At 64.0% G+C, this 25,634-nt stretch carries 39 protein-coding genes; 34 read left to right on the forward strand and 5 right to left on the reverse strand.

Translation table 11 applies throughout. The features are described from left to right. Positions 1 to 12: 12 nt before the first annotated feature. From AC3WTE_RS14215 to AC3WTE_RS14265, 11 genes are all read left to right on the forward strand, one after another. Entirely contained in the window at positions 13 to 1,149 is a 1,137-nt protein-coding gene (locus AC3WTE_RS14215) for a hypothetical protein (protein ID WP_492438414.1), read from the forward strand. A 123-nt stretch (positions 1,150 to 1,272) separates the two neighbouring features. Next, complete coding sequence (locus AC3WTE_RS14220) at positions 1,273 to 1,452, forward strand: hypothetical protein (RefSeq protein ID WP_492438415.1); 180 nt, start codon at positions 1,273 to 1,275, stop codon at positions 1,450 to 1,452. A gap of 8 nt (positions 1,453 to 1,460) precedes the next feature. After that, entirely contained in the window at positions 1,461 to 1,676 is a 216-nt protein-coding gene (locus AC3WTE_RS14225; RefSeq protein WP_492438416.1) for a hypothetical protein, read from the forward strand. 67 nt (positions 1,677 to 1,743) lie between these two features. Next, positions 1,744 to 2,160, forward strand: a complete 417-nt coding sequence (locus AC3WTE_RS14230; RefSeq protein WP_492438418.1) for a hypothetical protein — start codon at positions 1,744 to 1,746, stop codon at positions 2,158 to 2,160. Continuing rightward, positions 2,157 to 3,287, forward strand: a complete 1,131-nt coding sequence (locus AC3WTE_RS14235) for a hypothetical protein (RefSeq protein WP_492438420.1) — start codon at positions 2,157 to 2,159, stop codon at positions 3,285 to 3,287. Before AC3WTE_RS14230 ends, AC3WTE_RS14235 begins: the two co-directional genes overlap by 4 nt. Then, positions 3,280 to 3,957, forward strand: a complete 678-nt coding sequence (locus AC3WTE_RS14240) for a hypothetical protein (protein ID WP_492438421.1) — start codon at positions 3,280 to 3,282, stop codon at positions 3,955 to 3,957. Before AC3WTE_RS14235 ends, AC3WTE_RS14240 begins: the two co-directional genes overlap by 8 nt. Next, positions 3,954 to 4,223 carry a hypothetical protein gene (locus AC3WTE_RS14245; protein ID WP_492438422.1) on the forward strand — a complete coding sequence of 90 codons (270 nt, stop codon included), beginning with the start codon at positions 3,954 to 3,956 and terminating at the stop codon, positions 4,221 to 4,223. Before AC3WTE_RS14240 ends, AC3WTE_RS14245 begins: the two co-directional genes overlap by 4 nt. Before the next feature lie 37 nt (positions 4,224 to 4,260). Beyond that, positions 4,261 to 4,959, forward strand: coding sequence for a hypothetical protein (locus AC3WTE_RS14250; RefSeq protein ID WP_492438423.1), 699 nt, complete (start codon positions 4,261 to 4,263; stop codon positions 4,957 to 4,959). A 10-nt stretch (positions 4,960 to 4,969) separates the two neighbouring features. Continuing rightward, positions 4,970 to 5,110 (forward strand): hypothetical protein, encoded by a 141-nt coding sequence (locus AC3WTE_RS14255; protein ID WP_492438424.1) that lies wholly within the window; start codon positions 4,970 to 4,972, stop codon positions 5,108 to 5,110. Between the two features lie 312 nt (positions 5,111 to 5,422). Next, positions 5,423 to 5,833 (forward strand): hypothetical protein, encoded by a 411-nt coding sequence (locus tag AC3WTE_RS14260; RefSeq protein ID WP_492438425.1) that lies wholly within the window; start codon positions 5,423 to 5,425, stop codon positions 5,831 to 5,833. A 49-nt stretch (positions 5,834 to 5,882) separates the two neighbouring features. After that, entirely contained in the window at positions 5,883 to 6,491 is a 609-nt protein-coding gene (locus AC3WTE_RS14265) for an exonuclease domain-containing protein (RefSeq protein ID WP_492438427.1), read from the forward strand. A 58-nt stretch (positions 6,492 to 6,549) separates the two neighbouring features. Here the strand turns inward: AC3WTE_RS14265 and tnpA (AC3WTE_RS14270) are convergent, their stop codons facing one another. Then, the gene (gene tnpA, locus AC3WTE_RS14270; protein ID WP_492438428.1) at positions 6,550 to 6,978 is read right to left on the reverse strand and encodes an IS200/IS605 family transposase; all 429 of its coding nucleotides are present in this window, start codon (positions 6,976 to 6,978) and stop codon (positions 6,550 to 6,552) included. 23 nt (positions 6,979 to 7,001) lie between these two features. On the opposite strand from tnpA (AC3WTE_RS14270), the gene AC3WTE_RS14275 reads away from it, so the two are divergent. From AC3WTE_RS14275 to AC3WTE_RS14380, 22 genes are all read left to right on the forward strand, one after another. Further along, the gene (locus AC3WTE_RS14275) at positions 7,002 to 8,279 is read left to right on the forward strand and encodes an RNA-guided endonuclease InsQ/TnpB family protein (protein ID WP_492438429.1); all 1,278 of its coding nucleotides are present in this window, start codon (positions 7,002 to 7,004) and stop codon (positions 8,277 to 8,279) included. A gap of 140 nt (positions 8,280 to 8,419) precedes the next feature. Further along, entirely contained in the window at positions 8,420 to 8,848 is a 429-nt protein-coding gene (locus AC3WTE_RS14280) for a hypothetical protein (protein WP_492438430.1), read from the forward strand. Positions 8,849 to 8,933: 85 nt separating this feature from the next. Continuing rightward, positions 8,934 to 9,587 (forward strand): hypothetical protein, encoded by a 654-nt coding sequence (locus tag AC3WTE_RS14285; protein ID WP_492438431.1) that lies wholly within the window; start codon positions 8,934 to 8,936, stop codon positions 9,585 to 9,587. 44 nt (positions 9,588 to 9,631) lie between these two features. Then, on the forward strand, positions 9,632 to 9,940 hold the full coding sequence (locus AC3WTE_RS14290; RefSeq protein ID WP_492438433.1) for a hypothetical protein: 309 nt from the start codon (positions 9,632 to 9,634) through the stop codon (positions 9,938 to 9,940). A gap of 481 nt (positions 9,941 to 10,421) precedes the next feature. Continuing rightward, positions 10,422 to 10,841, forward strand: coding sequence for a helix-turn-helix domain-containing protein (locus AC3WTE_RS14295; protein WP_492438435.1), 420 nt, complete (start codon positions 10,422 to 10,424; stop codon positions 10,839 to 10,841). 370 nt (positions 10,842 to 11,211) lie between these two features. Beyond that, positions 11,212 to 11,439 carry a hypothetical protein gene (locus tag AC3WTE_RS14300; RefSeq protein WP_492438437.1) on the forward strand — a complete coding sequence of 76 codons (228 nt, stop codon included), beginning with the start codon at positions 11,212 to 11,214 and terminating at the stop codon, positions 11,437 to 11,439. Positions 11,440 to 11,541: 102 nt separating this feature from the next. Then, a complete protein-coding gene (locus AC3WTE_RS14305; RefSeq protein WP_492438438.1) occupies positions 11,542 to 12,501 on the forward strand; it encodes a hypothetical protein in 960 nt (319 codons plus the stop codon). Between the two features lie 67 nt (positions 12,502 to 12,568). After that, positions 12,569 to 13,072, forward strand: coding sequence for a DNA N-6-adenine-methyltransferase (locus AC3WTE_RS14310; RefSeq protein ID WP_492438440.1), 504 nt, complete (start codon positions 12,569 to 12,571; stop codon positions 13,070 to 13,072). A 68-nt stretch (positions 13,073 to 13,140) separates the two neighbouring features. Further along, positions 13,141 to 13,443 (forward strand): hypothetical protein, encoded by a 303-nt coding sequence (locus AC3WTE_RS14315; RefSeq protein WP_492438442.1) that lies wholly within the window; start codon positions 13,141 to 13,143, stop codon positions 13,441 to 13,443. A 130-nt stretch (positions 13,444 to 13,573) separates the two neighbouring features. Beyond that, positions 13,574 to 13,987 carry an IS200/IS605 family transposase gene (tnpA, locus tag AC3WTE_RS14320; RefSeq protein ID WP_492438444.1) on the forward strand — a complete coding sequence of 138 codons (414 nt, stop codon included), beginning with the start codon at positions 13,574 to 13,576 and terminating at the stop codon, positions 13,985 to 13,987. A 3-nt stretch (positions 13,988 to 13,990) separates the two neighbouring features. Next, on the forward strand, positions 13,991 to 15,220 hold the full coding sequence (locus AC3WTE_RS14325; RefSeq protein ID WP_492438446.1) for an RNA-guided endonuclease InsQ/TnpB family protein: 1,230 nt from the start codon (positions 13,991 to 13,993) through the stop codon (positions 15,218 to 15,220). Then, entirely contained in the window at positions 15,201 to 16,448 is a 1,248-nt protein-coding gene (locus AC3WTE_RS14330; protein ID WP_492438448.1) for a hypothetical protein, read from the forward strand. The genes AC3WTE_RS14325 and AC3WTE_RS14330 overlap by 20 nt, the downstream gene beginning before the upstream one ends. A gap of 1 nt (position 16,449) precedes the next feature. Continuing rightward, positions 16,450 to 16,740 carry a DUF7446 family protein gene (locus AC3WTE_RS14335; RefSeq protein WP_492438450.1) on the forward strand — a complete coding sequence of 97 codons (291 nt, stop codon included), beginning with the start codon at positions 16,450 to 16,452 and terminating at the stop codon, positions 16,738 to 16,740. Positions 16,741 to 16,849: 109 nt separating this feature from the next. Further along, positions 16,850 to 17,257 carry a hypothetical protein gene (locus tag AC3WTE_RS14340; protein ID WP_492438452.1) on the forward strand — a complete coding sequence of 136 codons (408 nt, stop codon included), beginning with the start codon at positions 16,850 to 16,852 and terminating at the stop codon, positions 17,255 to 17,257. Continuing rightward, on the forward strand, positions 17,254 to 17,571 hold the full coding sequence (locus AC3WTE_RS14345) for a hypothetical protein (RefSeq protein WP_492438454.1): 318 nt from the start codon (positions 17,254 to 17,256) through the stop codon (positions 17,569 to 17,571). The genes AC3WTE_RS14340 and AC3WTE_RS14345 overlap by 4 nt, the downstream gene beginning before the upstream one ends. Further along, complete coding sequence (locus AC3WTE_RS14350; protein ID WP_492438455.1) at positions 17,568 to 17,957, forward strand: hypothetical protein; 390 nt, start codon at positions 17,568 to 17,570, stop codon at positions 17,955 to 17,957. Before AC3WTE_RS14345 ends, AC3WTE_RS14350 begins: the two co-directional genes overlap by 4 nt. Positions 17,958 to 18,156: 199 nt before the next feature. Then, on the forward strand, positions 18,157 to 18,489 hold the full coding sequence (locus AC3WTE_RS14355; RefSeq protein WP_492438457.1) for a hypothetical protein: 333 nt from the start codon (positions 18,157 to 18,159) through the stop codon (positions 18,487 to 18,489). 5 nt (positions 18,490 to 18,494) lie between these two features. Then, entirely contained in the window at positions 18,495 to 19,001 is a 507-nt protein-coding gene (locus AC3WTE_RS14360) for an ASCH domain-containing protein (RefSeq protein WP_492438459.1), read from the forward strand. A gap of 1 nt (position 19,002) precedes the next feature. Beyond that, positions 19,003 to 19,476 carry a hypothetical protein gene (locus AC3WTE_RS14365; RefSeq protein ID WP_492438460.1) on the forward strand — a complete coding sequence of 158 codons (474 nt, stop codon included), beginning with the start codon at positions 19,003 to 19,005 and terminating at the stop codon, positions 19,474 to 19,476. Positions 19,477 to 19,555: 79 nt separating this feature from the next. After that, complete coding sequence (locus AC3WTE_RS14370) at positions 19,556 to 19,696, forward strand: hypothetical protein (RefSeq protein ID WP_492438462.1); 141 nt, start codon at positions 19,556 to 19,558, stop codon at positions 19,694 to 19,696. Continuing rightward, a complete protein-coding gene (locus AC3WTE_RS14375; RefSeq protein ID WP_492438464.1) occupies positions 19,696 to 19,869 on the forward strand; it encodes a hypothetical protein in 174 nt (57 codons plus the stop codon). Before AC3WTE_RS14370 ends, AC3WTE_RS14375 begins: the two co-directional genes overlap by 1 nt. Positions 19,870 to 20,083: 214 nt before the next feature. Beyond that, a complete protein-coding gene (locus AC3WTE_RS14380; protein ID WP_492438466.1) occupies positions 20,084 to 20,635 on the forward strand; it encodes a hypothetical protein in 552 nt (183 codons plus the stop codon). Positions 20,636 to 20,758: 123 nt separating this feature from the next. Here AC3WTE_RS14380 and AC3WTE_RS14385 read toward each other — a convergent pair whose 3' ends face one another. Together AC3WTE_RS14385 and AC3WTE_RS14390 are read right to left on the reverse strand one after the other, a co-directional pair. Then, positions 20,759 to 21,031, reverse strand: coding sequence for a hypothetical protein (locus tag AC3WTE_RS14385; RefSeq protein ID WP_492438468.1), 273 nt, complete (start codon positions 21,029 to 21,031; stop codon positions 20,759 to 20,761). Positions 21,032 to 22,463: 1,432 nt separating this feature from the next. Continuing rightward, positions 22,464 to 23,588 carry an AAA family ATPase gene (locus AC3WTE_RS14390; protein WP_492438470.1) on the reverse strand — a complete coding sequence of 375 codons (1,125 nt, stop codon included), beginning with the start codon at positions 23,586 to 23,588 and terminating at the stop codon, positions 22,464 to 22,466. A gap of 101 nt (positions 23,589 to 23,689) precedes the next feature. Between AC3WTE_RS14390 and AC3WTE_RS14395 the strand changes: the two genes are divergently transcribed. Further along, a complete protein-coding gene (locus AC3WTE_RS14395; RefSeq protein ID WP_492438472.1) occupies positions 23,690 to 24,202 on the forward strand; it encodes a hypothetical protein in 513 nt (170 codons plus the stop codon). Here the strand turns inward: AC3WTE_RS14395 and AC3WTE_RS14400 are convergent. Together AC3WTE_RS14400 and AC3WTE_RS14405 are read right to left on the reverse strand one after the other, a co-directional pair. Further along, positions 24,199 to 24,345, reverse strand: coding sequence for a hypothetical protein (locus AC3WTE_RS14400; RefSeq protein WP_492438474.1), 147 nt, complete (start codon positions 24,343 to 24,345; stop codon positions 24,199 to 24,201). The two genes, AC3WTE_RS14395 and AC3WTE_RS14400, sit on opposite strands and share 4 nt — an antisense overlap. Beyond that, entirely contained in the window at positions 24,342 to 25,628 is a 1,287-nt protein-coding gene (locus tag AC3WTE_RS14405) for a hypothetical protein (RefSeq protein WP_492438800.1), read from the reverse strand. The genes AC3WTE_RS14400 and AC3WTE_RS14405 overlap by 4 nt, the downstream gene beginning before the upstream one ends. Positions 25,629 to 25,634 lie beyond the last annotated feature (6 nt).

Below are 25,634 nucleotides of genomic sequence, written 5' to 3' on the forward strand. Positions count from 1 at the left end.
ACAAGGACAGCCGTGGACCAATACCGAACGGAACCGGACCTCGACCTCATCGCCGAGACCAGCCTGCCAGCACCAGCCCGCCGCTACTCCAACAAAGCCCTCGTCCGCGCCCTGCGCTACACCGGCGCCATCGACCCCACCGCACTCAGCGACACCCTGCGCGCCAAAGCCACCACCCTCGGCGACGACCTCACCGACATCGACGCCTCCCTCCAACGCCGCCGCGGCGTGCGCTATGAGCTCGCCGGCTGCGGCATCGTCCTCGGTTTCCTCGCCCGAATAGGCGCACTCCTGGCCGTGACCAGCATGATCATCGTGCTAGTGCACGCCACGCCAATAACCTCCGCCGACCTCGACGAACTCGCCCGACACCTCATCACCGGCGCCATCACCGCCGTCAGCCTGGGCCTGACCAGCCTCGGATGCTCACGCCTAGCCAAGACCAGATACGCCTACACCGACACCGAAGTAGCCGAACTCACCAACGCCGCCGTCAACTGGCCCTGCCTGTCCAGCGAGCTCGACGAGTACCCCAACGAACAAGCCCTGCACATCGACTGGGCCAGCCAAGGCCTCCCAGACACAGGGGAGCCCGGCACCGCCGCCCTGGTATGGCGCGAACCTCGCCTGGTCGCCATCGCACACATCGTCGCCGCCGACATCCGCGCAAGCCGGGCATGGAACAGCGCCCTGACCAACAACATCCACATCGACCTCGACAGCCCACTGCTGGACATCGAACTGCGCGCATACCGCATCTGGCACGCCCGCGCCAACCTCGTCCCCACACCCGCCGGCGACACCGACAGCGCCCTAGCCAAACGCAACGCCGAGATCACCGCCGCCGCCGCCCGCGCCTGGGACACCCTCGTCGAACTCGTCCGCCAACTCATCGCCTACCACGACCAACTGGCCCCCATCGCCAGCGTCCTCAAAGAGATCGAAGACCTCCAACTCAGCACCATCCGCACCAACGACAACGCCGTACGCCAGCTCTACATCGACGCCGCAGCCAACGAGATCGACACCGACACCGTCCGCGAAGCCACAGCCCAACTGGCCGACCTCACCGAAGCACTCCGGGCACGCAAGGACTACCTGCGCGCTGCCCTGAACGAGCCCACCAGCCTGCTGGCCCTAACCACATAAACCACCCGCGACCCCAACAACGAAACGGACACCACATGCACGCACCACACACCGGCAGTGGGGGAGGAGCACCCACCCCACACGCCACAACAGCCCAGCCCACCATCCACGCGAAGGCCACCCATGGCGTTTGAATCCATCACCCTGCCGGCCGAAGACCTCACCCTCGAACGCCTCGCCGACTTCGTCGACCACGCACGCCACGCCGCCGCCATCAACGACACCCCGATCTTCATCGACGCCACCGACCAGCACGGCACCCCAGTGACCGTGCACAACGTGATCATCGAAATCGACCGATAGGACCCTTCGTGAACCACCACTTCGCGCCCCTGACCCACCACACCACCACCGCCGGCGGCCACCTCCTGCAACACCTCGTCGACGCCATCGCCCGCGGCTTCGGATGGCACATCGGCACCGACGCCGCCCGCATGGTCCCGGACTGGCTCGTCATCCTCATCGTCGTGGGCGTCATCGCCTTCGCCATCGCAGCCTTCATCAAACGCCGCCGCGGCAACCAGTAACCCACAGCGTCACCACCGGCCAACCGAACCGAACCCTGATCAACAGATCGCCAAGGATCACCGCATCATGACCGAACAACCTCACCGCACCTCCGGCCCGCTCGACGCACTGCGGCTCGGCGCGCTCAAACCACACCTCTACGTCAACGACACCCCACTACTCATCTACGTCGACGAGTACTCCACCACCATCGAGAAACTCAAGACCGCCGCGAACGCCCCGGCTACAACCGGCGACCAAGAACTGGCCACCGACCCCCGATCGATCCTCACCGAGGCGCGCACCCACCGGATACAGATCACCCGGCCGAACACCGATCCGATGCGCGTCGAGAACGACCACGACGCACAGCCCCAATGGAACCCTCTCAACGCTCCGCACCAGTCCGCATTTCCGGCGCCATTCGAGAAGACGGCCAGCGGCCCGCGCCTCAATCGTCGTGCCCGGCGCCGCGCCGCCCGCCAACGGAGACCCTCGTCGTGACCCACACCCCGCAGCCCCCCGCCGCCGATCCGCCAACAACGCGCACCCATAAACACCAGTGGAGCCCCTACACGGTGTGTTCCTGCCCTGACCCCGAGACCGACGGATTAGGCCCCCAACGTGAAGCGATTCAACGAATAGCGCGCGCCGCCGACAGTCTCACCGCCGAACAGGTCAAAGACATCCGCGCCGCACGCGACGACGCGTTCTGGGGCGAAGACTGCGAACTCACCCCCTGGTTTACCGCCATGGCTGCAGCAGCAACTGCGGTAAAGCAGTCAAATAGCCTGGCGACGGACCCCCGCCGCTGCACTTCAGTTGCGAAAGCGCTGTTCGATCATCGCCCGCACGGGTACCCCCGCCCCGCAGGCGCCGAGGCCGGACGCGCGCTCCTAGCACGCGATCTGATTGGCGACGTCTTCACCCAGGAGCACTACGAGTTCCTCACCAGCCCCTGGCGCAAAGCCATTGGTTCAGTTCACCCTGACGACGTTCCGCGTCCAGGAGTGACAAACCCCATGACCGCAACGACAACCACAGGCCCTGACACGCTGGGCTTCTTTGCCGACGCCAGCCCTGTCCTGCTGGGTGCTGCGCTGAAGGACAATCCAATTCGCGTTCTCTTCCACTACGGCGAGGACATCACGACCGTGCACAGCGCCGGCATGCTGGGAACCTCCGCGTACGGCCGGGATAGCACCGCCACCCTGTATGTGTCCGGGAAACCGTCCTGCGCCGGCATCACCGACATCGAGGTTCACGCAACACCGGAACAAGCCGACTACGCCCGACGTGTACTCACCTTGCTCCTGCCGTATCTGCCCGACGAAAGCCGAAGCAGCGGAACGTGGGTCGCCGACTGCGCCAAAACGTTCCTGGACATCTTGACCGCCCGCGCAGAGCGACACGTGTGGTGCATCCGCGCCGACAATGGACGCACAGCGCATGCCAGCGCCAGCCCGTACAGCGACTACGACTTCACCGATGTGGTGTCGCGCATCGAACCCGAGGACATCGGACTTGACGACGACGAGGACCCGGACGGTCACGTCAACGTTGAACGCGTCCCCGAATCAGACCTCCCACAAGGCATCACAATCGAGGGAGCGCGCTGGCCCCATGCCTGACGCCATGAATACCCCCGATCGAACCGACCCGAGCTCGCCAGCAGCGCCCACCACTGACTCGATCATGATGATCGGTGGCCCAGCCCGGGTAGGCAAGACCACCCTCGCACGCCGCTGGGCAGCCACCCGTCCGACCGAGTTAGTACACCTCGACCACCTCCTGCACGCCGTGGCCACAGTAGCCACCGCAGACGCCCTCACCGCCTTACACAAGGCGCCCAGCATCAACACCTACAACCCCACCGAGTGGCTGGCCGAACTGCGATGCCGCGACGCTGTGCTCTGGACATCCGCCAAGGCCTACGCCACCGCCGCCCACGGCGACCTGCTCATGGAGGGCGGCCTGTGGCCGGACTGGGTGAGCACTCTCGAACGGGACCACACCGCGATCTTCATCATCGACACCGCCGACGACATGGCCGACCGGCTCGTCGATATCACACGCACCGACCCGCGCAACTGGATGGCCCAACGCGGATGGCCAGAGGAAAAAGTCCGAAAGTGGGCCGCATACAACCTGTTTCGCAGCATGACCATCGCCGACCTCGCCACACGCCACGGCTACACCGTGTTCGACATCGCCGCCGGCCTAGACAGCGCCCAGGACGAAGCACTCCGCTACCTCACTGCCGCAGCCACCAGCAGCCCTCGACAGAGCGACGCGCAATGATGCGCAGACGGAGCAGCACCAATCCGCCGATCGACTACGCAGTCATGGCCAGCTACCGATCGCACCCCGTCAACCTCTATCTCGCAGGCGGCCACGTGATCACCCGTGGAGTAGTCCGGCACGTCGGAACCGAAACAGTCGAATGCCTGACCAATCACGGCGCCGTCACCGTCGCCTTGCGCGCGATTGAAGCCGTGGAATCGCTGATGCCGCAGTCCGCTTCAGCAGAATTCCCCCGCCCCGAGCAGGACCGCACCGGTGTGTGAAAAATTTAGTAATCCCAACGCACTCAAGGAGATTCCCATGTCTGACCACCACCGCGGTGTCATCGAGACTGTCGCTGCGGTGATCCGCGAGGTCGACGGCAACCACGAGCTCGGGGCCGCGGCCCTCGCCGAGGCCCTCGTCAACCGCGGAGTGACCGTCAAAGCCCAAGCCGAACGCCGCACCTATGCCGTGGCCACCAGGCTCCGCGACGGGAGTACCCGCGCCCTGTCGGCAACATTCGCCACACCCGGCGAGGCGGCACGCGAATTGGCCGTCATGCTCAGCGACGATTACTACCGCGACCAGAGCCCGTTTGTCGCCACAACCCTTGAGTCACCATGGGTTCCGGTCGATGAACCCACTCTGGTGGCAACCGGGATGCATGTCAGCGCCGTCACGGTAGAAAACCCGGCAGCAATCGGCGACCCCGACGCGTCACCGATCCTGCACATCAACCCCACTATGGCGAACCTGATTCGTCAGGCGCCCAGCGATACGGAACAGGGCGCACCGGATATGCCCGAGACGGTGCACGCCGGCGTAAAGCCGACGTGCCCGGAATGCGGGCACGAAATCCCCATCGTGTCCAGCCGGGGTCATGAAGGCCTGCACTGGGCTCGGCACACGGTCACCGGCAGCCTCACGAGCAGCGACGGCCCTGAATGTGAGAACAGCGGCGACGAGTGGGAAGACCCCCGAGTTACGGCCTGGACTCCAGGAAATCAGGGCTGGTAGCCAGCAAGTCATGACCATCAAATTTGAGCCTCGTGACGTCTGGGTCGGATGGTTCTGGGACCGTCGCGACGACGGCACCCACCACTACGTCTGCGTTGTGCCCATGCTCGTCATCCACTGGGTCCAGCCAGGCCGTCCTCCGCGCCACTAATAGGGCGCTTCCGTGATATCGATGAGGCACAACGGATTCCACGTATTTCGCCATGAACCGTTGCGAACGTCACCGGCCCCCCAAAGCCCGCTTCCACAGCCCTACGACACGCCGGGACCGCTGGCTTTGCAGCCGCATCCGCGTTTACCGTCGAATCCACGCATTCCACATAGGAGCTCGATGCAACGTCAACTGCGAGCCGGACACTGGTACCTCGTCTGCGATGCCAGCGGCCATGGGTCAGTCCGGGCCTTGATGGCAGACGGCTTCTGGTTTCCAGCCCATCCGGAACCCCACACCATCATTTGCGAAATGAGCAGGGTCATCCACCCGGACAACGTGATCATCGGCAACGACTTCACGCTGACCGACTGGGACCGCTTCTACATCACCCAGCGGTATCCCGCTGTCGCTCACGATCCCCAGCTGGTGCGGACGATCCGGGCACTGGCCGAACGCCTGAGCATCGCCGCCGGATACGAGTGGATCACCAATTGGACGGGGGAACCGGACCAGCCTCCCCAGCCCGACCAACCCGTGCAGAGCCGGCACATCGATTACCTCTGGCTCGCCTGCGACCTCGCCCACCAGAGCGGCGGCGAGCACCCCGTCATCCGCGACTCAGACCAATCGCACGCAGGCCGCAGCTTGGACGGCATCTTCCAGCCGCGACGCTGGCCCACCGAGGTCCAGCCCGGCGCAGTACCACTCCCACACCCCTAAAGGCAAGGAACGCAAGAACTTGTCGGTACCCGGTGTCATCATCGAACCCATGACGACAGCCCAACCCACCACACCGAGATGGACCGTCGTCGACGTCGAAACCACCGGCTTCGAACCACAGACACACCGCGTCATCAGCATCGCCGCCCTGACCATCGGAGCAGACGGCACCATCGAACAGACCATGAGCACACTGCTCAACCCCGGCGTCGACCCCGGACCCACCAACATCCACGGCATCACCCCAGCGATGCTCACCGGCCAACCCACCTTCACCGACATCGCGCCAGCCCTCACCGAAATCCTCACCGGCCGAACAATGGTCGCGCACAACGCCGCATTCGACTACGCATTCCTCGCCGCCGAAGCCCACCGCGCCGGCGTGCGCCTACCCGTCGAAACCGTCCTGTGCACCCTCGAACTGGCCACCAGGCTCCCGCTGAACGTCACCAACCACCGACTGGCCACCCTCGCGGGGCACTGGAACATCACCCAGACCCGCCCACACGACGCCCACGACGACGCCATGGTCCTCTCGCGCATCCTGCCGCGCGTGTTGGCGGCCGCCAACGCCCATAACGTGCCCCTGCCGCTGCGGCACCCAGCTCGCTGCCGTACCCGACCTACCTCGTTTCTTGCGCAGTGCTCCGTCCTTTAGATCGGGGGTGTAGCGCATCCCGGTCTTGTCGGACTCGCGCAGCGAGGGCGGTGTTGGGTTAGACGGGCCGTTGTTGGTGTTCGATGTATTGCTTGACCACGGTCAGGGGCGCTCCGCCGCAGGAGCCGGCGAAGTAGGAACCTGACCAGAAGTGGCCACCCCACAGGTATGTTCGGACGTGTTCGGGGTATTCCTGGCGCAATCGTCGAGCGGTAACGCCCTTGAGGCTGTTGACCAGCTTGGATAACGCGACTTTGGGTGGGTAGTGCACCAGCAGGTGGACGTGATCGTGTTCACCGTTGAATTCGCGGAGTTCGGCTTCGAAATCAGCGCACACCTCGCCCATGATCTGCTCGCATCTGGTGAGCATGGCGTCGGTGAACACCCCACGCCGGTATTTGGTGACAAAAACCAAATGCGCATGCAGGTTATAAACAACATGTCTTCCAGTGCGTACGTCTTGATTCGGTTCCCACCGTGGTGACATAAACCAATGATACTGTCGGTGGCGTGGGCGATACTGCCGGCGTGGGTGAGTCGATGGTGGTCAAGCGGTGCGTGCGGTACCCGCTGTCGCCGTCACGAGCCCAGTCGCAGGTCCTGGCCCAGCAGGCCAACGCGGCGCGGGCGTTGTGGAATCTGATCCACGCCCACCACACATTCCACGCAGCGTCGAAGCGGTGGCCATCGTGGTCGCAGTCCGATGCGGCGATCCGGCAGGCCCGCAAAGACATTGACTGGTTGGCGATCCTGCCCGCCCAAGCCGCTCAGCAGGTCCTCAAGGCCTATAAGCAGGCCTGGTCCAACTATTGGAACGGCAGCCACGGCCGGCCAACGTTCAAGACCCGCCGGGCCCGCCGCGCGGTGGACGTACCCCAAGCCCGGGACCTGAACCTGACTCGCCTCAACGGCAAGTGGGGCACCGTGGCGATCCCGAAAGTCGGTGTGGTGAAGGTGCGTTTGCATCGCGCGATGCCCGAGCGGGTTACCGGGGCGCGGGTGGTGCTCGAGGCGACCGGCTGGGTGCTGGTGGTTCGCGGCGAAAACCAGGTAGTCAAACCCCGGCGGCGGCGGGCCGAGCGGGGCAGCCTCGGGATCGATCGGGGCGTGGTCCATACCCTGGCTTTGTCGGATGGGTCGTTCCTGGACCAACCCGCCACGCTCACCTCGGGGGAGAAGAGACGGTTGTACCGGCTTGAGCGCCAAGCCGCGCGTCAGCGGGCCGGCACGCCCCGGGGGCGCAGGCCCAGTGGCAGGCTGCGCCGCACCTACAGCCAGATCGGCGGGCTCAAGGCCCGGCAGGCCCGCCGCCGCTACGAGTTCGCCCACCAGGTGAGCGCGGCGCTGGTCGGCACCGGGGTGGCGACGCTGGTGGTCGAAGACCTGCGGGTGACGAACATGACCCGCTGCGCCAAAGGAACCATCGAGGCGCCCGGGGTGAATGTGAGGCAGAAGTCCGGGCTCAACCGGTCCATCCTCGATCAGGGATGGACCCAGACCGTGACGCTGCTGACCTATAAGGCAGATCAGGCAGGAGCGCGAGTCATCGCGGTCCGGCCACATGGCACGTCCCAGACGTGTCACCGATGCGGGTCTCCCGCGGAGGGGCAACGCGAAAGCCAAGCGGTGTTCCGATGCGCGAACCCTGTATGTGGGTGGACCGGCAACGCTGACACCAACGCTGCGATCGTGATCGACCAACGGGGCCAGGAAGTGGCCTTGCAGGACGTGGAGCCCAACGCCGTCAGGCAGGCAACGAAGCGTCAAAACCCGAAAACCGCCGCCTAACAACGGCAGCCAGTACGGAAACCGCCTCCTTCAGGAAGCGGAAACTTCATGGGCGCACAGCAGCCTAGCCAGCCAGCGCTGGACGCCGACAGCCCCCGGTGCCATGGTTAAACCAGTTAAAACCGGGGGAGGGGATGGGGATGCGCAGTGCGGTAGCAGTGTTCATAGCGGCGTTGGCGGTAGTTCTGGTCGGGGCATGCGGGTCCAAGCCGCCGGTCACCTGGCCCGGCACCATCGAAAATCACGTCGATCAAGTCGAGTTCTACGACAAGCAGTACTCCACGACGGACATAAAGGTGTTGTGCGCCAACGCCAGTGGCGGGGGAGTGCAGATCCAGCTCACCGCCCCGGACGGAACCCGCCTGATCACCGCCCAAGGAGCCGACGGCGCCCAGACGGCGAACATCACCATCGACGGCCCGCATGGCAAAGAAACCCTCCCCGACGGCGCCGTGTGGAGCACCGCGAACGGGCAGACCTCGTTCATCCTGGACACCAGCGGGAAATACGACAAGACGTTTTACATGCACGACGGATCGGTGTCCTGCCCGCTCACTCACGCTGCCTGATCGCACCACCGGTTGCGGGCCCGGATGTCATACCGCCACGCAATACTGGCGGTCGATCGATCATCAACCCCGGGGGGAGAACCACATGCCAGGACCAGATTTCACCGAAGAAACCGAAGCGCTCAACGATGCAGAAGAAAAACTGCAACAGGCACGCACGGAGTTCACCGAATCCATTGCCGCTCAGTGCGAACCGAACATCACCGCATGGGCGAAAGCGACATTCCTCTCCCACCCTGACGCCGCCGCAAAGCTGTCCGATGCCGCCGTGCGCAACCTGCGCGATCGCATCAATTACCTAGCTCTCAAGATCGCCGAAGCCGTCCGGGAACTGGCACACACCCCGGACTGGCCAGTAACGGCCGAACTACCGCCCGCGAGGCCCACCGCGCTAGTAGCGAAGTACTCGGAAACTGATTACCAGATAGGCCAGAGCCTCGAAGAACACGTCAGCCAGTACGTGGAGAAGATCAACAAGGACGTAGATGAAGTCGGCCTATTCGCGGCCGATCCGAGTTCCATAAGCCCACAACCATTCGGCGGGCCCCTAAGCGCCATAAGCCAAGTGCGACTTGTCGGCCCAACCATCTGGGGCACATTTAACGACAAACCACTGATCGCCGCGGCCAACGCCGTCATAGCCCGACGGCAAGACCTCAAAGACGCCCAAGAGACCTACCTGCAACAGACGCTGAGCCAACGGTGGGACGCAGCCATGCCAGGGAACGGCCCGGAATAGACGGTTACATCACGAAAGTGCCGACGCAGCAAGGAGACAAGTAGATGATCGCGACATTGGCTATAGATACCCTGTTCGTCATCGCCGCCGTGCTGTCCGTGGCCGCAGCCGGCCAGCTGGTGCGGCTGCGCCGAATGCGCCGCCAACCCACTGACCCCGAGGTACTCCATAACGCCGGCCGCCGCATCCTCTACATGGCGCTGGCGACACTGCCCCTTACGATCGCATGCGGCGCGACCAAAATCATGCTCACCGAACATGTTTCACCGTGGGCCTTCTGGGTGTGGCTCGCCGGCGTCACTATAGAAGCGTTGATAGTGATCGGCCTGGACCTGCGCCCCGCCCACCACTAGCTGTGCCATTGCATGACATTGGTTACGCGGTGAGTTGGTCGAACGACTGTACAAACTGAAGGAGAGCGCAGTGACCAAGCCTCGCGATCAATGGAACTGGTGGGACCGTAACGGCTTTTGGGTCTTTATCGCGGTAGTCGTCACAGTAACCGCGGTGACTTTCACAACCTCTGTACTCCTGGGCCAAACGCCCCTACTCAACTATGTCGTGGACTGGTTGTTTTGCGCTGTCGTACTAATCCTCGTTGCCGCGTTCGACCAAGCGATGCACTAGCTGTGGTGTTCCACCACGTTGGTTACGCGGCTCAGGGTTGGGCCGACGTCGACACGGCCCCGCGCAGTCGCCGAAATATGTTGCACACCAGCGATAGGTGCATTACTCTGCACCTATCGCCAGGTGCGATACTCAATCAAACAAAGGGGCGGATCAATGACCAAAGAACACGACGACGTCGCAGATTCAGCATCGGATGTCTTGCCGATGCCCACGCTCGACGCCATCATCGACGAGTTCATGCAGTTCTATGCCAATCTGCCGGAGGAAGACAAGCGGCCTGCGTTCGACAGGGCAATGGCAAACGCGCATCGCGGGCGGATTCCCACATGGGCGGCCGGTGACACGCCAACCCAAGCCACCCTGGATACGGAAATCCGCCGAATCGTCCAACTGCTCAAAGACACCCGCACCACGCGAGGTATGACGATCGCCGACGTCGCGGGATACATGGGCGTCGACAAAAGCGTGGTCACGAAATTCGAAAACAACACCTCAGATCCACGAATGTCCACCATCCTGCGCTACGCGCACGCCGTCCGGGCCGCCATCGTCGTCTACCCGGCGCCCACCGGCGCAACCCCCATCGTGGATGGCATCGAGTTTTACGGCTCCAGTAGTGCCTGATTAGCCTCGGCCGGCCAGTAACGGCGATCTGCCGGCGGACGAATCTAAGCTGAGGCGCCGGATTATCGGTTTGTTCGCGACTTCGCGTTGAGGGCGACGGCCCGCACTCCAAGAGTGCGACGTCCGGCCCGTTCGATGACCTCACCGCGTAGCCAATGTCATGGAACAGCCTTCGAGGCAGCGAACGAGCACAACAGCGATGTCCGCGCTGGCCGCGAAATGCAACATTGCGTGTAGAAACTCTACAGCCGATGTAGCCGCCGCGGGGCGCGCCCTGGACAGCCCAATCCGGCGCAGAACGGGATGTCACATCGTCGCGGCACGATAGGAACCACAACACCAAACCGCCCGCGAACAGGAATTCTCGACCATGCCCGACACCCGATCGCCGATCGACATCACCTGGCCGCACATCCACGGCCCGGGCGACACCGCCACCATCACGGTCACCGGCGAGCCCGGACTGAGCGCCCCGCCGGTGGCCACTTGTAACCGCTGCGGCCGCAAAAGCTGGTCCCACGCTTCCGTCAACACCGAGGACCGCATGAACAGTGCCGGCGGGTACCCGTGCGGCGGACGGTTCATCCGCGCCACCTAGATGTGCCGTTCCATGACGTTGGTCCACTACTACCCGGAGCCGATGAGGCTCCGGAACCTTACACCCGGGGTCGTCGAAAACCGAGAGAAAGGACCATATTTCATGACCACAGAGCACTCAACCATGCAAATCCGCCGCGGCCGGAAATGGATATCGGAAGACTACGTGAGGTCTGTGGCTAGCGACGCCGATCCAGGAGACGCAGCGTCCTATGCTGACGTCCGGGTCCCGTTGACGGGCTGGGTACACACCACGACCGCTTTTGACAACACGTTTCCCGAAGAGGATTTCTTCCCGGAAGGATTTCCGGTCTATTCCGCCCTAAACCCACCGGACATGAGATTCGAGAGTTGCCGCAGGGTAGCTGCATACGTCGGCGACCCCGCCGACATCGTCGGGAGATCGTTGTGGATTACCCCGCAGCAGGCGGCCGATCACATCGACCGATCTAACGATTCTGATCCGACGTCGCTGATGCTCGACGCCGGACACCGGGAGATTTTTGGCGACGACATCTGGAACGACGATGAGGACGGCAACGGGTTTCTGCTGTGGATGAGTTTCACGGGCGGTCTGATCTACGTATCCGCCGACGAGGCTGATGAAGACGAGGAGGCCGCGGCGGAGGTGCTGCTCGAGTACCGGGTCGTCGCCGCTTATTTGCCGTGCGACATCTACGGCCCGAAAGGCACACCGATGCGCGCCATCTACGACACTCTTGTGAACCCACCAAGGCACGGAGACCAGTCCGACAGGCTCAACGCGAACTGGTCAGAAGAACTCGTCCAGCAGCTCAACGACGACACCACAGCGGCCATTGAAGCCCTCAAACAGTCAGGGCACCCGTTCTGGGCACAGCATGAAATCACCTGGTGGGGACAACCATTCCCGCCCGGTGGGGTGGACGACACGCTCGGCACCGAATACATCGCACTGCAAGCACGTCACCTCATAGGCACCACAGCACGATGGACACAGGAGGCTTACAGCCGTTGCGGCGCTGCCTATATCGCAGCAACGGGCCGCCCGCTGCACCCCGATGATGAAGTCGCAACTCGGTGAACTCGTGGCCCGTCAAAGTGACGATCGAACACGGAAAGACACCGACACTATGGGCACAGGTAGGGCGATGGGAGGCCATCAGTCGGCGGCAATGATCACCGACACCTGGCTCACCCCAGCCGAACTCCTCACCCCGCTCGGAGAATTTGACCTTGACCCGTGCGCCGCACCCGAACCACGACCATGGCCAACAGCCCACACCCACTACACCCGCCCCACCAACGGCCTCACAGCCCCCTGGCACGGCAGAGTGTGGCTGAACCCGCCGTACTCGCGTGAAGCCGTCAAATGGCTACGCCGCCTCGCCGACCACGGCACCGGCACAGCACTGATCTTCGCCCGCACCGAAACCATGTGGTTCGTCGAAACCGTCTGGCAGCGGGCAGCATCCGTCCTGTTCATCCACGGGCGCCTCCATTTCCACCACGCGGACGGCACCCGGGCGAAAGCCAACGCCGGCGCACCATCCTGCCTCGCCGCCTACGGCGACAACGACGCCGCCCAGCTGCGCAATTCCGGACTCACCGGAACGTATGTGGACCTGCGCCGCCCCCACGCGAAAGCCGGATGACCGACGTGCCGATCGAAAATCCCAGTGCCCGAACACCGCACCAAGTCCCCGACCCTGGAAGACCAGCCATGCCCGAGTTCATGCAACGCCCCACCGGCACCCTCGAAGACGCCGTCGCCGCCCAGGCCACCGACACAATCGCCCAGTGGGCCAGGTACTACAAAGACTGCGCCGACATCAGCATGCGATCCCTCGACCGCCTCGGCCGCGTCCTTGAAGACATCGGCTACGTGCTCACCGGCGAAACCCTCGACGAACCCGAATGCGTCTGGGACGCGGTCACCACTGTCGCCCGCGAACACGGCCACCAAGACCGCATCACCAATGTCGAAAACTCCTACAAGCAAACAACATTGCCCACCCGAACGTAGGGGAGGAAACCACGATGACCGCCGTCTTCTTCGGCGCAAGCCCTCGACTTCAGTCGGGGGATAGCCGATCCCGTCGTTTCGGTCCGCGTAGCGGACCGTGTTGTCATAGGCGGGGTTTATCGTGAGGTTCATGCAGTACCGGTCGACCCGTAAATCGGTGTTTTCGGTGAAGTACCACGTGATTTGGTGCCCGAAGTACCGCCGTGATGTGTTGCGTGGGCCAATCCAGACGCGGTTGAAGCAGATCATCGATGAGGTGGTCGACGAGTTCGGCGGAATGGCGATTGAGGTCGAGACGATGCCCGATCATGTGCATCTGCTCGTCGAGCTGCCACCGCAGGTGGCGGTGTCCAAACTCGTCCAGATTCTGAAAGGGCGCTCGTCGCGGCGTCTTCGACAGGAGTTCGCGCATCTGGCGCGGATGAAGTGTTTATGGTCGCCGTCCTGGTTCGTGTCCACCCTCGGTGGCGCACCGCTGGAAGTGGTCAAGCGGTATGTGCAGAACCACAAAGTCACCGCCGCACGAAAAGCGGAAGTGGCGTAGCGCATGGCGCACCAGTACCGGCTGTATCCCACCAGCGAACAAGCGGCGTTCATGCTGGCCAGGCACTGTGCTGATGCCCGTTATGTGTGGAATCTGGCTGTCGAGCAGTTCAATTGGGGCCGGACGGGCCGTTCGGCGCCGGGGCCGGCTGTCCGGCAGAAGCAACTCGCCCAGGCCCGGCAAGCGTTTGAATGGCTGGCCGCTGGGTCGTCGTCGGTGCAGCAGCAGGCATTGCGGGACTTCGACCGCGCTGTGGCCCGGTTTTTCGCCGGTACCCACCGGCGGCCGACATGGCGGCGTAAGCACCTCAATGAGGGATTCTGTGTCCGCGATAGCCGTGTCGAGCTGGTGAATCGTAAATGGGCGTGGCTGTTTGTGCCCAAGCTCGGGCTGGTGAAGTTGCGGCTGTCGCGCCCGCTGCCGCCCGGCAAGTTGGGGATGGCCAGGATCACGTGTAAGGCGGGCCGCTGGCATGTGGCGTTCCCTGCCCCGCAATCGTCGGTCGCTGCCGCGCCGGGCAGAGATGAGCGGGCGGTCGGTATCGACCGGGGCGTGAAAACTACGCTCGCGCTCTCGGATGGCACGATGTTGCGGGCACCGGTGATGCGCCGCGGTGAGCAGAAGAAGCTCGTCCGGTTGCAGCGTCAGCTAGCGCGTTGCCGCAAAGGCAGTATCCGCCGCAGCAAGGTCAAAGCCCGGATCGCGCGGCTGCACGCCGGGGTAGCTGATCGGCGCCGGGACTGGGTCGAGAAGACCACCACCCGAATCACGGCCACCTACGCCGTGGTGGCCGTGGAGAAACTCGCGGCTCTCAATATGGTGCGGGCGCCGAAACCTAAACCTGATCCCGACAACGAGGGCGGATACCTTCCGAACGGGAGGGCCGCGAAAGCCGGCCTCAATAAGGGGATTTACGCGAACTGCTGGGGTGTGATCGCTCAGCGGCTCGACCATAAGATGTCCGCGTCCGGCACCGCACTGATCGTGGTGCCGGCCGCGTACAGCAGTCTGGAGTGCCGCAACTGTGGCCACAGCGTGAAGGAAAACCGCAAGAGCCAAGCGGAATTCTGTTGCGTGCATTGTGGCCACCAAGACCACGCGGACCTTCAGGCAGCGAACACCATCCTCGCCCGGGCCACCGCGCCCGCGCTCACCTCCGGACCGGAGGCAACACCCGCACCCGCGGGTGTGCTCGCGCAAGCGAGAAGACCCGATGACGCGCATGCGGCATAGGGAATCCCGCGATCTTCAGTCGCGGGAGAAGGTCAACGAGCAGCTCCCGTACTACGAACGCGCCCACGACATCACCGTGCGCGCCCTGGACCAGGCCTGCCGCACCATCGAAAACCTCGCCGCAGCCATCGCCGGCGACGCCAGAGCGTGCCGGCACCGAATCAACAGGAAAGCCGACGACCGCCGACAAGCCTGGGCGCGGGAAGACGTCGCTCGCGGCCACGACTTCGCCACCTTCGACGACCTAGCGGCCCACGTCAACCAGCTACGCGAAGCCGAACGCCGCCGCGGAATCGCCGGGGACTACAGCCGCTGGGACCAAGTACCCCTCCATAGCCCAGGCATGAGGCTGCACGCCGCGGCACGAAAACTCGCATACGACCGACTCGAGCACCGGGAACCCGCCAGACTGGCCCGAACCAAAATGGTCGTCGCGGAAGTCAAGTGGCTTGCCCACGTTATCGATCCCGGCGTGGTCGGCATCCTCGCTGCCGCAGCATGGGCGCACGACATCGCAGACACACCCCGCACTGCCAACGGCCCTGGGCTGCCGGCACTCGACAGCGCCCGACTCGCCCGCAACGCCGGCTTGCCCGCCTCCGTTGTGGACCTCATCGCCTTCCACGGCGGCACCAGCTTCGACGCCTCCACACAAGGCGCGGCACGCCGCCTGCGCACCTATAGCCCGCCGCCACAAACCTGGCTGGCGATCCTCAACGCCGCCTACCTGAGCACCGGACCCCAGGGGCAAGTCCTCGCGCCGAAACACCAAGCAAAGCCAATCATCAACCGCCACAAAGATAATCCCCGTATCCGCGTGGCCGTCACACACGAACTCGACGACGACATCAACACGCTACTGGCGACCGCCTGGGACATCTGCCCAGACGGGTTCAAACCCGACGCCCACGACACCAACACCACACGCGGCATCAAAGGCGCCGCCCTGCGCGCTGGATGGCGAATCGAAGACGAATGGGGAGGCCGCTGCACTCTCATCTCCGGCCAGACAACACTGACCCTGAGGTTCATCCCGCCAGCGCCCCCCGATCACGCTGCCCGGCCCGCCATCGACAACGTACGACTCTGGCGCGACGGTGAAACCCTAGACCTGCCGCGATGCCTGCAGTCGAAGCTCTTCGACACCGACCTCACCGCGCTCACCGCGCTCGTCAAACTTCTCCGCCAGCACTCCGCCGGCGCAACCGAAGCCTGGCATGCTGCATAAAATGACCGCGCCGCGAAAATACGCCGTCCAGTTCCGCTCCGACACCGGCCGCGTCATGGCCGGCACAGTCAACGACGAACAAACCGACCTCACAGAGGACCGCGAAGACGTCACCGACAACGCCGTCCTGTCCGTCGCCGAGTACGTCCTGCGCCAATTCGACGGCGCCGTCCAAGTCGACTACGACGGCGGCCTCACCTACCAAATCTCGGTAACAAAGATCGGCCCACCGGACCCGACGAACGGCATGCGATACGGCCTGCACCCAGACGGAAGAGTCGTCGGTTACTAAAACGGCCGGCGAGACTCCGGATGTCACACCGCAGTAGGACGATCATGCAAAGCCGTTGATACACAGCAACTTCTGCTGACCACACCCAAGACAGGAACAGGCAAAACCCATGGACCCGAACACCTGGTGGCCAGGATGGCGACCCACCCCCGCCGAACACCGCCCCACCAACCCGGACGCTTGGCGCCGCCGACTCTCCAGCCACATCGACGAAGGCCTCCGCCGACTCGGCCGCCACTCCCACGAAGCCGCAACGATCAGCCATTTCATTGACGACCTCGACACCGCCTACCTAACGTTCCGCGACAGCACCGACGCCGACCGGACCAACCAATTCCTCGAACAGATCAGCACAACCGGCTCCCGCGCATTCACCTACTTCACCGCCTGCGAAAACCCAATATTGGGCCCACAGATCGACGGCCTGCGATTCGATCTCGCGGGCCTGGCCGAAGTACTCGCCGACGAGCAGCCAGCCCAGCAGACACACGAACTCCAACCAACGGAGGCAACATGATTCGAATCGTCAGTGAACCGCTACCGCCAGAGGTGCGCGCCCGCATCGACGAACACCCCCTGGGCTTCGCGGCCCACCTGCTGCACGCCGTCGGTTTCGCAATCACCGTCGGCGGCCTCTTCGTCATGTTCCTTGCGATTGCCGCATCCGCCGTCGAGCCGATAGGCACTACCACGGTTCTCACCTCCGCGGGGACAGCGTTCGCGGGCCTCGTGCTGATCAGCCAAGGCGACAGCCTCTACCGTCGCGTGGTCAAGGCCGAACTCGACGAGACAGCACCACATTTCCCCGGACCGGTCACCGAAAAGCCGTGAGCGGCATCGTCGGCCACGCAGACGGGGACCGGTCTATGGTCCGCGTCCCACACATGCGTCGCCGATGCCCATGCGGCTGCGGCCGCACCGCAACCCACAGCGGCCTGGGCACCAACGGCATCGCCCTGATGTGGGGCTGCGAACTGCGTGTGCGGCGCTGGGTCCGCGACGGCTACACCCCGGAGATGCTCGGATACGCCCTCGGCGCCGACGGCTACTACCGCAAGGACGGCGTCGCGATCCTCACCGCCACGCAGCTGCGGCAATTGATCGACGACTACAGGTCTGGCAAGTACACCGCGGCCGAGCTGATGAAGCGCTACCCGGTGGACGACCTGCACACCACAATCGCGCGGTTGGCCCCAGCCTGTAGCGAACTGCCATGAACATGCCGCACCCGCAGCGTAAAAGAAGCTGGCGGCTTCAGCCGCCAGAGAAGTCACAAACAAACAAGGACGCCCCCCTCAAAGGAGGGAGGCGTCTTCACGAACAGCCGATCGGCTGCATCTACCGGCAATCATATACCCCCGTGATGGTGGCAACGGCCCGCACCCGGATGTCATGCCCACGTAGGAGGATCAGGGCATGTCGTTGTTGTTGGCCGTCACAGACGGAGCACTGCTCGCGGCTGCCGGCATCAGCACAGCACGGCGAACCTGGGACCGCAGCGCCACAGACCTCGCACTGCAGCGAGCAGCATACGAACTCGCCAAGACAGCATTCATAGCCTCGCTCGCGTACGAGGTCCTCTCACTCCGGCCCCACGCCATACCAGGCATGCCCGCCGCAGCGTTCTGGTCCATCGGCAACGTGATCGGCGCCGCAGGCCTGGGAGCCGGCGTGGCCAAACGCCGCAACTTTCGATCCCACAATGCCGCCACAAATGGCGGCTATCCCGCAGCGGTGCAAGGGAATTGAACGCGATGAGTGACACGAGACTGTGGTGGATGTCAGTAGCGCTGACCACCCAAGCGGTACGCGACCGAGTCAAGACCCAGACCAGGCGACACGGCTGGCATCGGCTACACCCGGGCGACCAGCTGGCACTATGCCCGAAATACCGGGGCGTCCGCCGCGAGAACCGCGAGCTGATCACCATTGTCGACGTCCTCTCGGTGAGGCAGGAACCGTTGCGGGCGATCACACCCTCCGACGTCGTCGCTGAAGGTTTTCCCGACTGGACCCCCGCCGAGTTCATCGCCTTCTTCTGCCGAACCCACCGCGGCGTCGACCCGGACACCGAAATCACGCGCATCGAATGGTCCTACGACGACAAGCCACTGAAGGTCGGCGTCGACTACGCGCACAAGCCCCTTACTCGAGTTGATGTCCGTCAAAGGGTGATCAACGCGCACATCCCGTGCACGACAACGACGCCAGACACCTTGCCGCACAGCATCTCTGGCGACAACAACAAGAAGGGATTGTGAGATGAAACAAGCCATCACGACAGACACCAACAAGGGCCAGCATCCAGACGTCGACAAGTTCGCCGCGATCATCGGTGCCATATGGCCAGGGGTCTCCCTGTACGGGCCCGGCGAACGGTTTCGGATCCGCAACCGCGACCGTCTCGGCCATCCCATCCCGAACGCGCTGCGCGGCCGGACGGGAACCGTGATCAGCGTCGACGGGCCCGTGGCACTGGGGGATCTTCACCGCAAAGCTGACGTCAGAAACATCGCCACTGCCGGGCTCGGCGATATCGCCCGTCTGCTCGGCGTCGAGATCGAGATGGTCTATTTCGTGAGCTATGACGACGAACCCGATGCGATCGACCCCGATGCCGGCGTCCTCACCGAGTTCGGACGCCTGTCCCATACATGGTTGGACCCGGAATCGGCTCCACGGCAACCCGATCGGGGCTGGATCGACGAGAGACCCCTCGATCGCAGTCCTCGGTGAGGCGAGGTTTCCGTTACCGGTGGCACTGAGCAAAAATCGTGCAACGCTGCACTCCAAGTGCATCGAAAGGGTGGTGAGGATGACCCAAGCGTGTAAGGCGGAGCTCTGTCCGATGTGGGGCGGCGACGAGTGCCTCTGCGCTGTGTTCGGGCTGGATCCGGACAACCCACCCCGCAACGGAACCTTCACGGTGACCGCCCCGCTCGATCGGGACGACTGATGCGCAACTACCTCGATAGTCGGATCGTCCGATCACTGCCTGACGTTTCCGTTGGCGGCTGGGGCATCTGGCGCGCGGGCTGGCCTTCCCTGGAAGTCCCGCCGATCAAACGCGGCCGCTGGTGGCTGTGGATCGGCCCGTATCTCGTGGGAAAGCCCGACGACACATGGTGATCGACATGTCCCAAGGGCCGACCGACCATGCGTGGCCGGCCGATCCCTACTGGCGGGACAAAATCCGCATCGCAAAGCAAGCCCGCGAACTCGGGCAAGCGCTGCGGACCGGCTTGCCGACATCGTTCCGCCCCGCCCTGGTAGGGCCAGAAACCTCGTCGATACCGAACAGAGAGATGCACAACCCTGAACACGGGGCGAGGCAGGTGCGATGGTGAGAAAAACCAGCAAATCGTTGATGGACCTGATCGAAGTCGCGGTCAAACGGCATGGCGGCGCATCCAGCCGACGCCTGGCAGACCTCGCTCAACGGGCCGGCCACCACGTATCTCACAACACCCTCAACCGGCTGCGCCAAGGAACCTACGCCTCGCGCCCGGCAGACGCGTCAGTCCGCGCGATCGCGTACCTGGCCGAGGTTCCCGAAACAGTAGCGTTCGCAGCGATCGGAGTACGCCCGCCATCCGCCGAGCGTTACCAGGTGCCCGACGAGGCCCAGCGGATGAACACCCAGCAACGCAAAGCACTCGACGCCTTGCTCCGCGCGTTCGTTGTTCATCCAAGGACCCCGGCGATGCCGAGCTTCGGAGCTCTACTGTCCGCACGCGACCAACTCGAGGCCGCGCTCGCCACGAGCGATGCGGTCGACGATCCGATTGCGGTGGCGGCCCGCGCGGTAGTCGTTGCGATCGACGAGACCACACGCACCGATTCACGTACTCGTGCTGCCCCTGGAGAGGAACCATGCGAGCAGCCACACCTCTGACGTCCGACGCCGTTCTCCGACTGGTCGGGGAGAGCCCAGGTATTCGTCTCGGAGCGGCCCTCGACGCCTGCCGCGACGCGGGCTTCGACCGTGCTGATGTCAGTAAAACCTTTCTCGCACTGATCAATGCCGACCGGATTGAGTTGTCCGCGGATCGGCGTCTGTATCCGCGCTAACCTCAACCAGGCGGAACTCCCACGCCGACGCCGACGAGCGCACAATCTGCGACCTGCCGCCGTGGTTGTCGAGGACCTCGGCGACGAGCTCGCCGCCGACACGCCGCAGCACCACTTCAGCGCCAGGGGCGCTGACCTTGCCCTGCCCGTAGGCCTGACCCTCCACCAATGTCCCGGACACGGTGCGACTCCACGCGAATCCCGCGTCGTCGAACACCACGCACCGCCACCGCGACGCCCCGAGGTCAATCACATTCAACCGAACCGCCACTGTTTAACGTCCCCTGTCGGGGGTGACCGCCCGGGCCGGACACCACTGCCCAATAGGCAAGTGCCCCTTACCGTTACCGCTCTTCACGTCACACGAGATCAGGGCCAGCCACCCGCCGCGGGTCGTCTGCGCCCACGCATGCAGCAGCCCCGGCACCCGGTCGCAGAACACGTCCAGGCCCTCCATTCTCTAGCCGGTTCGGCGCTGTTGTGGTGCGCTACGCGTGTACGCGCATTGTGTTCGTTGGTGCGCACAGTGACCTGATGCGCGTCGATTGGGGCGCGTGCTTGTTTCTGGTCGCCGGTGTCGTTGACGCTGATAGTGAGCAGCGCATTCCACTGATTGACCGACATTCTGCCGCCGTGCCGGTTCAGCGGACACCGCTGTCGAATCCACTGACTCGGACGCTATCGCACCGATGTTGCCCACAACCACCAACACCGCGCCGCCGATCACGAGGCGCGTCCGAGCGCGCCTGCGCCGAAGCCCGCGGTTACAGAGCGAGCCCAACCCGCGTGCTAACCAGGCCGCGGGCGCCGAACCTGGTACCGGCCTGCCCGGCCAGGCCCCGGGAAAGTAGAAGATTCGGCGCTCGCGGGCCGATCAGATTCGGGTTCGCCGTCGCAACCGATCTGCACGACTTTCTCAACGCCAGTGGCTTGCGACGAGCGGCGACTGAGTATCTGGCACAGATGACCCCAGCAGGCTATTGTTTGCTGTGGGGAACGGGGTTGGTATCTGGCTTGCCGTGAAGGCAACGACCAAGTCTAGATGGGGGTGGTACTTGTGTCGCTGTACACGACATGCGAGCGCGCTGTAGTCGGGCGGTTCGTGGAGGTGGTCACGGCGGTCTTTGCGCTGCTGATATGTGTCGTGACGCTGAGCCTGTGCGGTCCTAGCACCGTTCTGCCGCGTGCGGCCGCTGATCCTTGCGGGTCTGGGTGCGGCGGCGGTAGTGGGAATGGGAATGGTCTCGACCTCGGGGGTGGGAGCCAGTTCCAGCCCCCGCAAATGCCTTCGGCGCCTCCGCAATACGGTTCGGCCAACAACTACCCGGGTCTGAATCAGCAGAACGGGATCAGCATCTACAACAATGCATCCCCACCGGCGTACGGCAGTCCGGGGAACTCGGCCGCACCCGAGCCGGGATCATCCTCGACACCAGCCAACGGGACTCAACCCTTGGACTATGACGGTGTCACCGACGCTACGACCACAAAAATGTCCGCGGAGTGGCAACAAGGCACCGACTGGACCCACCGGTGTTTGGTCTGCACTGGACCTCACCCGGGCCTGTACCACCCAAACTATTGCAAGGACTGCGTCGACAAAGGGCTGACACCCGTACTCCCGGAAATACCCGACTAGCGACTAAGCAAAGTCAACGGGACGCCCAATGCCAGGCGGGCACGTCAAGGAGCCCGCGGCCTGCGATGCGCGTCTCGCCGCCCTCGTCCTTGACCAACTCATGTCGAACGCCGTCGTGTGCCAAACCTTCGGTGAATACACGCGAGTGCGTAACGATGATCACCTGGGTGCGGGTCGCGGCGGAACTGATCAGGGACGTCAACGGTTTGATCAAGTCAGGGTGCAGGGAGGTCTCGGGTTCGTTCAGCACCATCAACGATGGCAGTTCAGGACCGAGCAGTGCCGCGGCCCAAAGTAGGAACCGCAAAGTGCCGTCGGACAGTTCTGCAGCGTGCAGCGGCCGACGCAGCCCTGGCTGCTTCACCAGCAGATCGAACATCCCATCGGTGTTGACCACTTCAAGCGTGGCCCCGCCGAAAGCATCAGCGACTGCGCCTTGGAGCTCCGCCGAACCAGAGCCTGAGCCGGCTTCGATGATCGTCTGAATCGCGGCGGCAAGATCTGCCCCATCGTCGGCAAGTATCGGAGTGCGGGTACCCACCCGCGGGCGCCGCGCCGGCGCGTCGGCATCCACACGGAACCCGTCGTAAAATCGCCAGCTGCGCAAGCGATTTCGAATGGCGGCTAACTCCGGGAGTTGCCGAGGATCAGCGAACTCAGTCAGAACGCTGCGGTATGACTCCACCCCTCGAGCCAGCGTCTGGAAGCCCGCACCTGAATCGTTCCGTTTCTCAGCGAGCGGACCCCTTCGTCGAACCAAAGTGGACGCCGGGCGTAGAGTCGGGCCAACAAATACTGACTCAGATTTGATCTGCGGGTCGCGATCGAACATAGAACTGCCCGGGATGGGCAAACCGAGATCGATCGCGTATCCGAAATCATCTGCAGCGTAACCTAATTGAAGTTCAACCCGCCGATCGGCTGACAATTTCCCTGCCCAGCGCGCCGACTGTAGTCCACCTTCGCGAGCCAGGGACCCAATCACCTCGCCCTGCCCGCAGTCGCCCAGTAATCGCAGCGCGCGGTACACAGAGGACTTTCCGCTGCCGTTGGCTCCCGTCACGACCGTTAACCGCCCCAATGGCATGACCATGTCACGCAGGGATCGGTAACCATGCACAGCGACTGTCGACAGCATGGTGCTGACCGTAGCCGCAACGTCTGACAATCTCGGGCCGGCAGAGAGCATAGAATGAGGTCCGTAAGCGGGATACACCGGATAACTATCGAAAGAACGCAATGTCGGCAGACCCAAACGGCGTCGAGATCATCTGTGCGCCTGGAGTGGATGCCAAATGGGCGCTCGATATGTCGCACTTCGCCGAGGCCGAGTCGACGACAGCAACAGCCTCATCGCGAAACGTATGCGCGACGACACTGGCGGTTGAACAAGCGATCGCTGGCTGCCTAAAAGAGCAGTCGTCCAACGTCGTTCGGGTGGTCCACACTTTCGGAGGCCGAGACATTTACCTTCGGGACGGCTCCCGAATCGAATACAGGTGGCAGCTCCATGTGTCCGATTGGCGATGCTTAGACTGCGGCGTCGACACGGATGCTCTCGGCGAGTACTACATGCTGCACAACGACGTTTGGGCGCTGGCGCATCCGGACATCGACGGGAACCTTTGCGTTCGCTGCGTGGAAGGCCGGCTCGGCAGAAAACTTACCGCCGCCGACTTCTTGGATGCACAAATCAATACCACCGCTAAATTGCGCCGCAGTCCCACACTGTTGGACCGCCTCAGCAACTAGAGCATTCGCCCGGGGGTCGTCTCGCGCAGCGCCTGGTCCACTTCCCTGCCGCGCCAACCACGATCACGTTCCAATTCCGCAACTACGGCCAGCGTCATGGCTGCGGCCGCGATCATCGGGCCAGCGCCCGTGGCGGTGGTCATGCGCAGCTCTTCGTTCCAGCCGGCACGCCACACCGTGGGTAATCCTCGGCTGGCAACTGATCTGGTCTTTCGGGCCCGCCGGCCATGTTCGCTTTGACCCAGCCGACTTCGTCGGAGGCGGTGCGGATGCAGGCGTCGTAGTCCTGGCCGGTCGACCCGAATACCGCGACGCACTGGGCGGACATGTTGGCCAGGAGGCGGTCGTTACACGAGTCGACACTGGTGCGGGCGGGCGTGCCTGCCAAACAGAGCTGTTGGGTTTGGCAGGAGGCGACGAAGTCGGCACTACGACCGTCAGCGGACGCGTACTGATTGGGTCCGCCCTGGCAGTTCCCCGTGTGTCGCTGGGCATACAGCGCCGGGTCGACGCCGTCGGGGCGGTGGGCGCCGGTGGGGTCGGTGACGTAGTTGGCCGGCTTGGCGATCACTTCGATTGGCACGCGTACACCCGGGGGCAGGCCCGCCCAGTCCGGGGTCAGTGCCCCGGTGGTCGGGATATCCGAGGCCCGGTAGGACAGGGTGATGGTGACCGGGAACGCGAAAATATTGGCCGGGCCCAGATCGATGGTCAGGTTGGATTGTCCAGGCGGGAAGCCCGGCCCCAAGGTCGGGGTGACTGTCAGGGCACCGTGGTTGGCGTCGAACGCGGTGGGGATGCTGAACGTGCCGATCACCCGGGCCGGATCGCCTGGTGCGGCATCGGTTTCCACCAGGACTGTGTTCACGCCCTGGCGCAGGTGCGTCGCCGCCGGGAGTTTGATCCCGATGGGATAGGTGCTGCCTGAGAACATGGTCTTGCGCGTGATGGTGATGTCGGCGCCGCCCCCGGCGAACGGAATCACCTGGTAGTCAACGTCACTGGAGCCGTAGATCGCGCCACCATCAGGAGTCCAGGTGGCCGGACCTAGGCCGAGTTCGCCCGGTAGGTGGATCGCGAGCTGCCGGTTCGGGTGCGCGGTGGGGGCGAAGATGCCGTCTTTGGCCCACATCGGCACCGTGACCGCACCACGCTCCCCCTGCGCAGCCAGGGGCCGCTCCATGCCGGCCGTTTCCCCTTGCGGGGTGGCGGAGGAAACCCGGGCGCCGCCAATCGGATTGACCCGGCCAGGATCTTCAGGCATGGGCCGCGACACCGGCACCGGTACGGGGGGATTCGGTGCCGGTGACGCGGGGTCCGCGCCGGCCGTGACGGCTACACCGCCAGCGCCGACCATGAGCAGGAGCGCGGCCGCGAAGGTCGACGCACAGCGGCGAGCGCCATGCAGGTGGCGTCCTTGGTGCATTGTCGA

It is taken from the genome of Mycobacterium sp. FW102-FHT13B02, from assembly GCF_058790275.1.

Excerpts from the sequence above, each read along its gene's own strand:
- AC3WTE_RS14305 (WP_492438438.1), top strand. The coding sequence starts at position 11,542 with ATGACCACAGAGCACTCAACCATGCAAATCCGCCGCGGCCGGAAATGG.
- AC3WTE_RS14265 (WP_492438427.1), top strand. The coding sequence starts at position 5,883 with ATGACGACAGCCCAACCCACCACACCGAGATGGACCGTCGTCGACGTC.
- AC3WTE_RS14345 (WP_492438454.1), top strand. The coding sequence starts at position 17,254 with ATGATTCGAATCGTCAGTGAACCGCTACCGCCAGAGGTGCGCGCCCGC.
- AC3WTE_RS14335 (WP_492438450.1), top strand. The coding sequence starts at position 16,450 with ATGACCGCGCCGCGAAAATACGCCGTCCAGTTCCGCTCCGACACCGGC.
- AC3WTE_RS14220 (WP_492438415.1), top strand. The coding sequence starts at position 1,273 with ATGGCGTTTGAATCCATCACCCTGCCGGCCGAAGACCTCACCCTCGAA.
- AC3WTE_RS14355 (WP_492438457.1), top strand. The coding sequence starts at position 18,157 with ATGTCGTTGTTGTTGGCCGTCACAGACGGAGCACTGCTCGCGGCTGCC.
- AC3WTE_RS14245 (WP_492438422.1), top strand. The coding sequence starts at position 3,954 with ATGATGCGCAGACGGAGCAGCACCAATCCGCCGATCGACTACGCAGTC.
- AC3WTE_RS14375 (WP_492438464.1), top strand. The coding sequence starts at position 19,696 with ATGCGCAACTACCTCGATAGTCGGATCGTCCGATCACTGCCTGACGTT.
- AC3WTE_RS14325 (WP_492438446.1), top strand. The coding sequence starts at position 13,991 with ATGGCGCACCAGTACCGGCTGTATCCCACCAGCGAACAAGCGGCGTTC.
- AC3WTE_RS14285 (WP_492438431.1), top strand. The coding sequence starts at position 8,934 with ATGCCAGGACCAGATTTCACCGAAGAAACCGAAGCGCTCAACGATGCA.
- AC3WTE_RS14365 (WP_492438460.1), top strand. The coding sequence starts at position 19,003 with ATGAAACAAGCCATCACGACAGACACCAACAAGGGCCAGCATCCAGAC.
- AC3WTE_RS14395 (WP_492438472.1), top strand. The coding sequence starts at position 23,690 with ATGTCGGCAGACCCAAACGGCGTCGAGATCATCTGTGCGCCTGGAGTG.
- tnpA (WP_492438444.1), top strand. The coding sequence starts at position 13,574 with ATGCAGTACCGGTCGACCCGTAAATCGGTGTTTTCGGTGAAGTACCAC.
- AC3WTE_RS14240 (WP_492438421.1), top strand. The coding sequence starts at position 3,280 with ATGCCTGACGCCATGAATACCCCCGATCGAACCGACCCGAGCTCGCCA.
- AC3WTE_RS14390 (WP_492438470.1), bottom strand. The coding sequence starts at position 23,588 with ATGCTGTCGACAGTCGCTGTGCATGGTTACCGATCCCTGCGTGACATG.
- AC3WTE_RS14405 (WP_492438800.1), bottom strand. The coding sequence starts at position 25,628 with ATGCACCAAGGACGCCACCTGCATGGCGCTCGCCGCTGTGCGTCGACC.
- AC3WTE_RS14260 (WP_492438425.1), top strand. The coding sequence starts at position 5,423 with ATGAGCAGGGTCATCCACCCGGACAACGTGATCATCGGCAACGACTTC.
- tnpA (WP_492438428.1), bottom strand. The coding sequence starts at position 6,978 with ATGTCACCACGGTGGGAACCGAATCAAGACGTACGCACTGGAAGACAT.
- AC3WTE_RS14340 (WP_492438452.1), top strand. The coding sequence starts at position 16,850 with ATGGACCCGAACACCTGGTGGCCAGGATGGCGACCCACCCCCGCCGAA.
- AC3WTE_RS14315 (WP_492438442.1), top strand. The coding sequence starts at position 13,141 with ATGCCCGAGTTCATGCAACGCCCCACCGGCACCCTCGAAGACGCCGTC.
- AC3WTE_RS14290 (WP_492438433.1), top strand. The coding sequence starts at position 9,632 with ATGATCGCGACATTGGCTATAGATACCCTGTTCGTCATCGCCGCCGTG.
- AC3WTE_RS14295 (WP_492438435.1), top strand. The coding sequence starts at position 10,422 with ATGCCCACGCTCGACGCCATCATCGACGAGTTCATGCAGTTCTATGCC.
- AC3WTE_RS14300 (WP_492438437.1), top strand. The coding sequence starts at position 11,212 with ATGCCCGACACCCGATCGCCGATCGACATCACCTGGCCGCACATCCAC.
- AC3WTE_RS14230 (WP_492438418.1), top strand. The coding sequence starts at position 1,744 with ATGACCGAACAACCTCACCGCACCTCCGGCCCGCTCGACGCACTGCGG.
- AC3WTE_RS14360 (WP_492438459.1), top strand. The coding sequence starts at position 18,495 with ATGAGTGACACGAGACTGTGGTGGATGTCAGTAGCGCTGACCACCCAA.
- AC3WTE_RS14400 (WP_492438474.1), bottom strand. The coding sequence starts at position 24,345 with ATGACCACCGCCACGGGCGCTGGCCCGATGATCGCGGCCGCAGCCATG.
- AC3WTE_RS14310 (WP_492438440.1), top strand. The coding sequence starts at position 12,569 with ATGGGAGGCCATCAGTCGGCGGCAATGATCACCGACACCTGGCTCACC.
- AC3WTE_RS14280 (WP_492438430.1), top strand. The coding sequence starts at position 8,420 with ATGCGCAGTGCGGTAGCAGTGTTCATAGCGGCGTTGGCGGTAGTTCTG.
- AC3WTE_RS14330 (WP_492438448.1), top strand. The coding sequence starts at position 15,201 with ATGACGCGCATGCGGCATAGGGAATCCCGCGATCTTCAGTCGCGGGAG.
- AC3WTE_RS14255 (WP_492438424.1), top strand. The coding sequence starts at position 4,970 with ATGACCATCAAATTTGAGCCTCGTGACGTCTGGGTCGGATGGTTCTGG.
- AC3WTE_RS14250 (WP_492438423.1), top strand. The coding sequence starts at position 4,261 with ATGTCTGACCACCACCGCGGTGTCATCGAGACTGTCGCTGCGGTGATC.
- AC3WTE_RS14370 (WP_492438462.1), top strand. The coding sequence starts at position 19,556 with ATGACCCAAGCGTGTAAGGCGGAGCTCTGTCCGATGTGGGGCGGCGAC.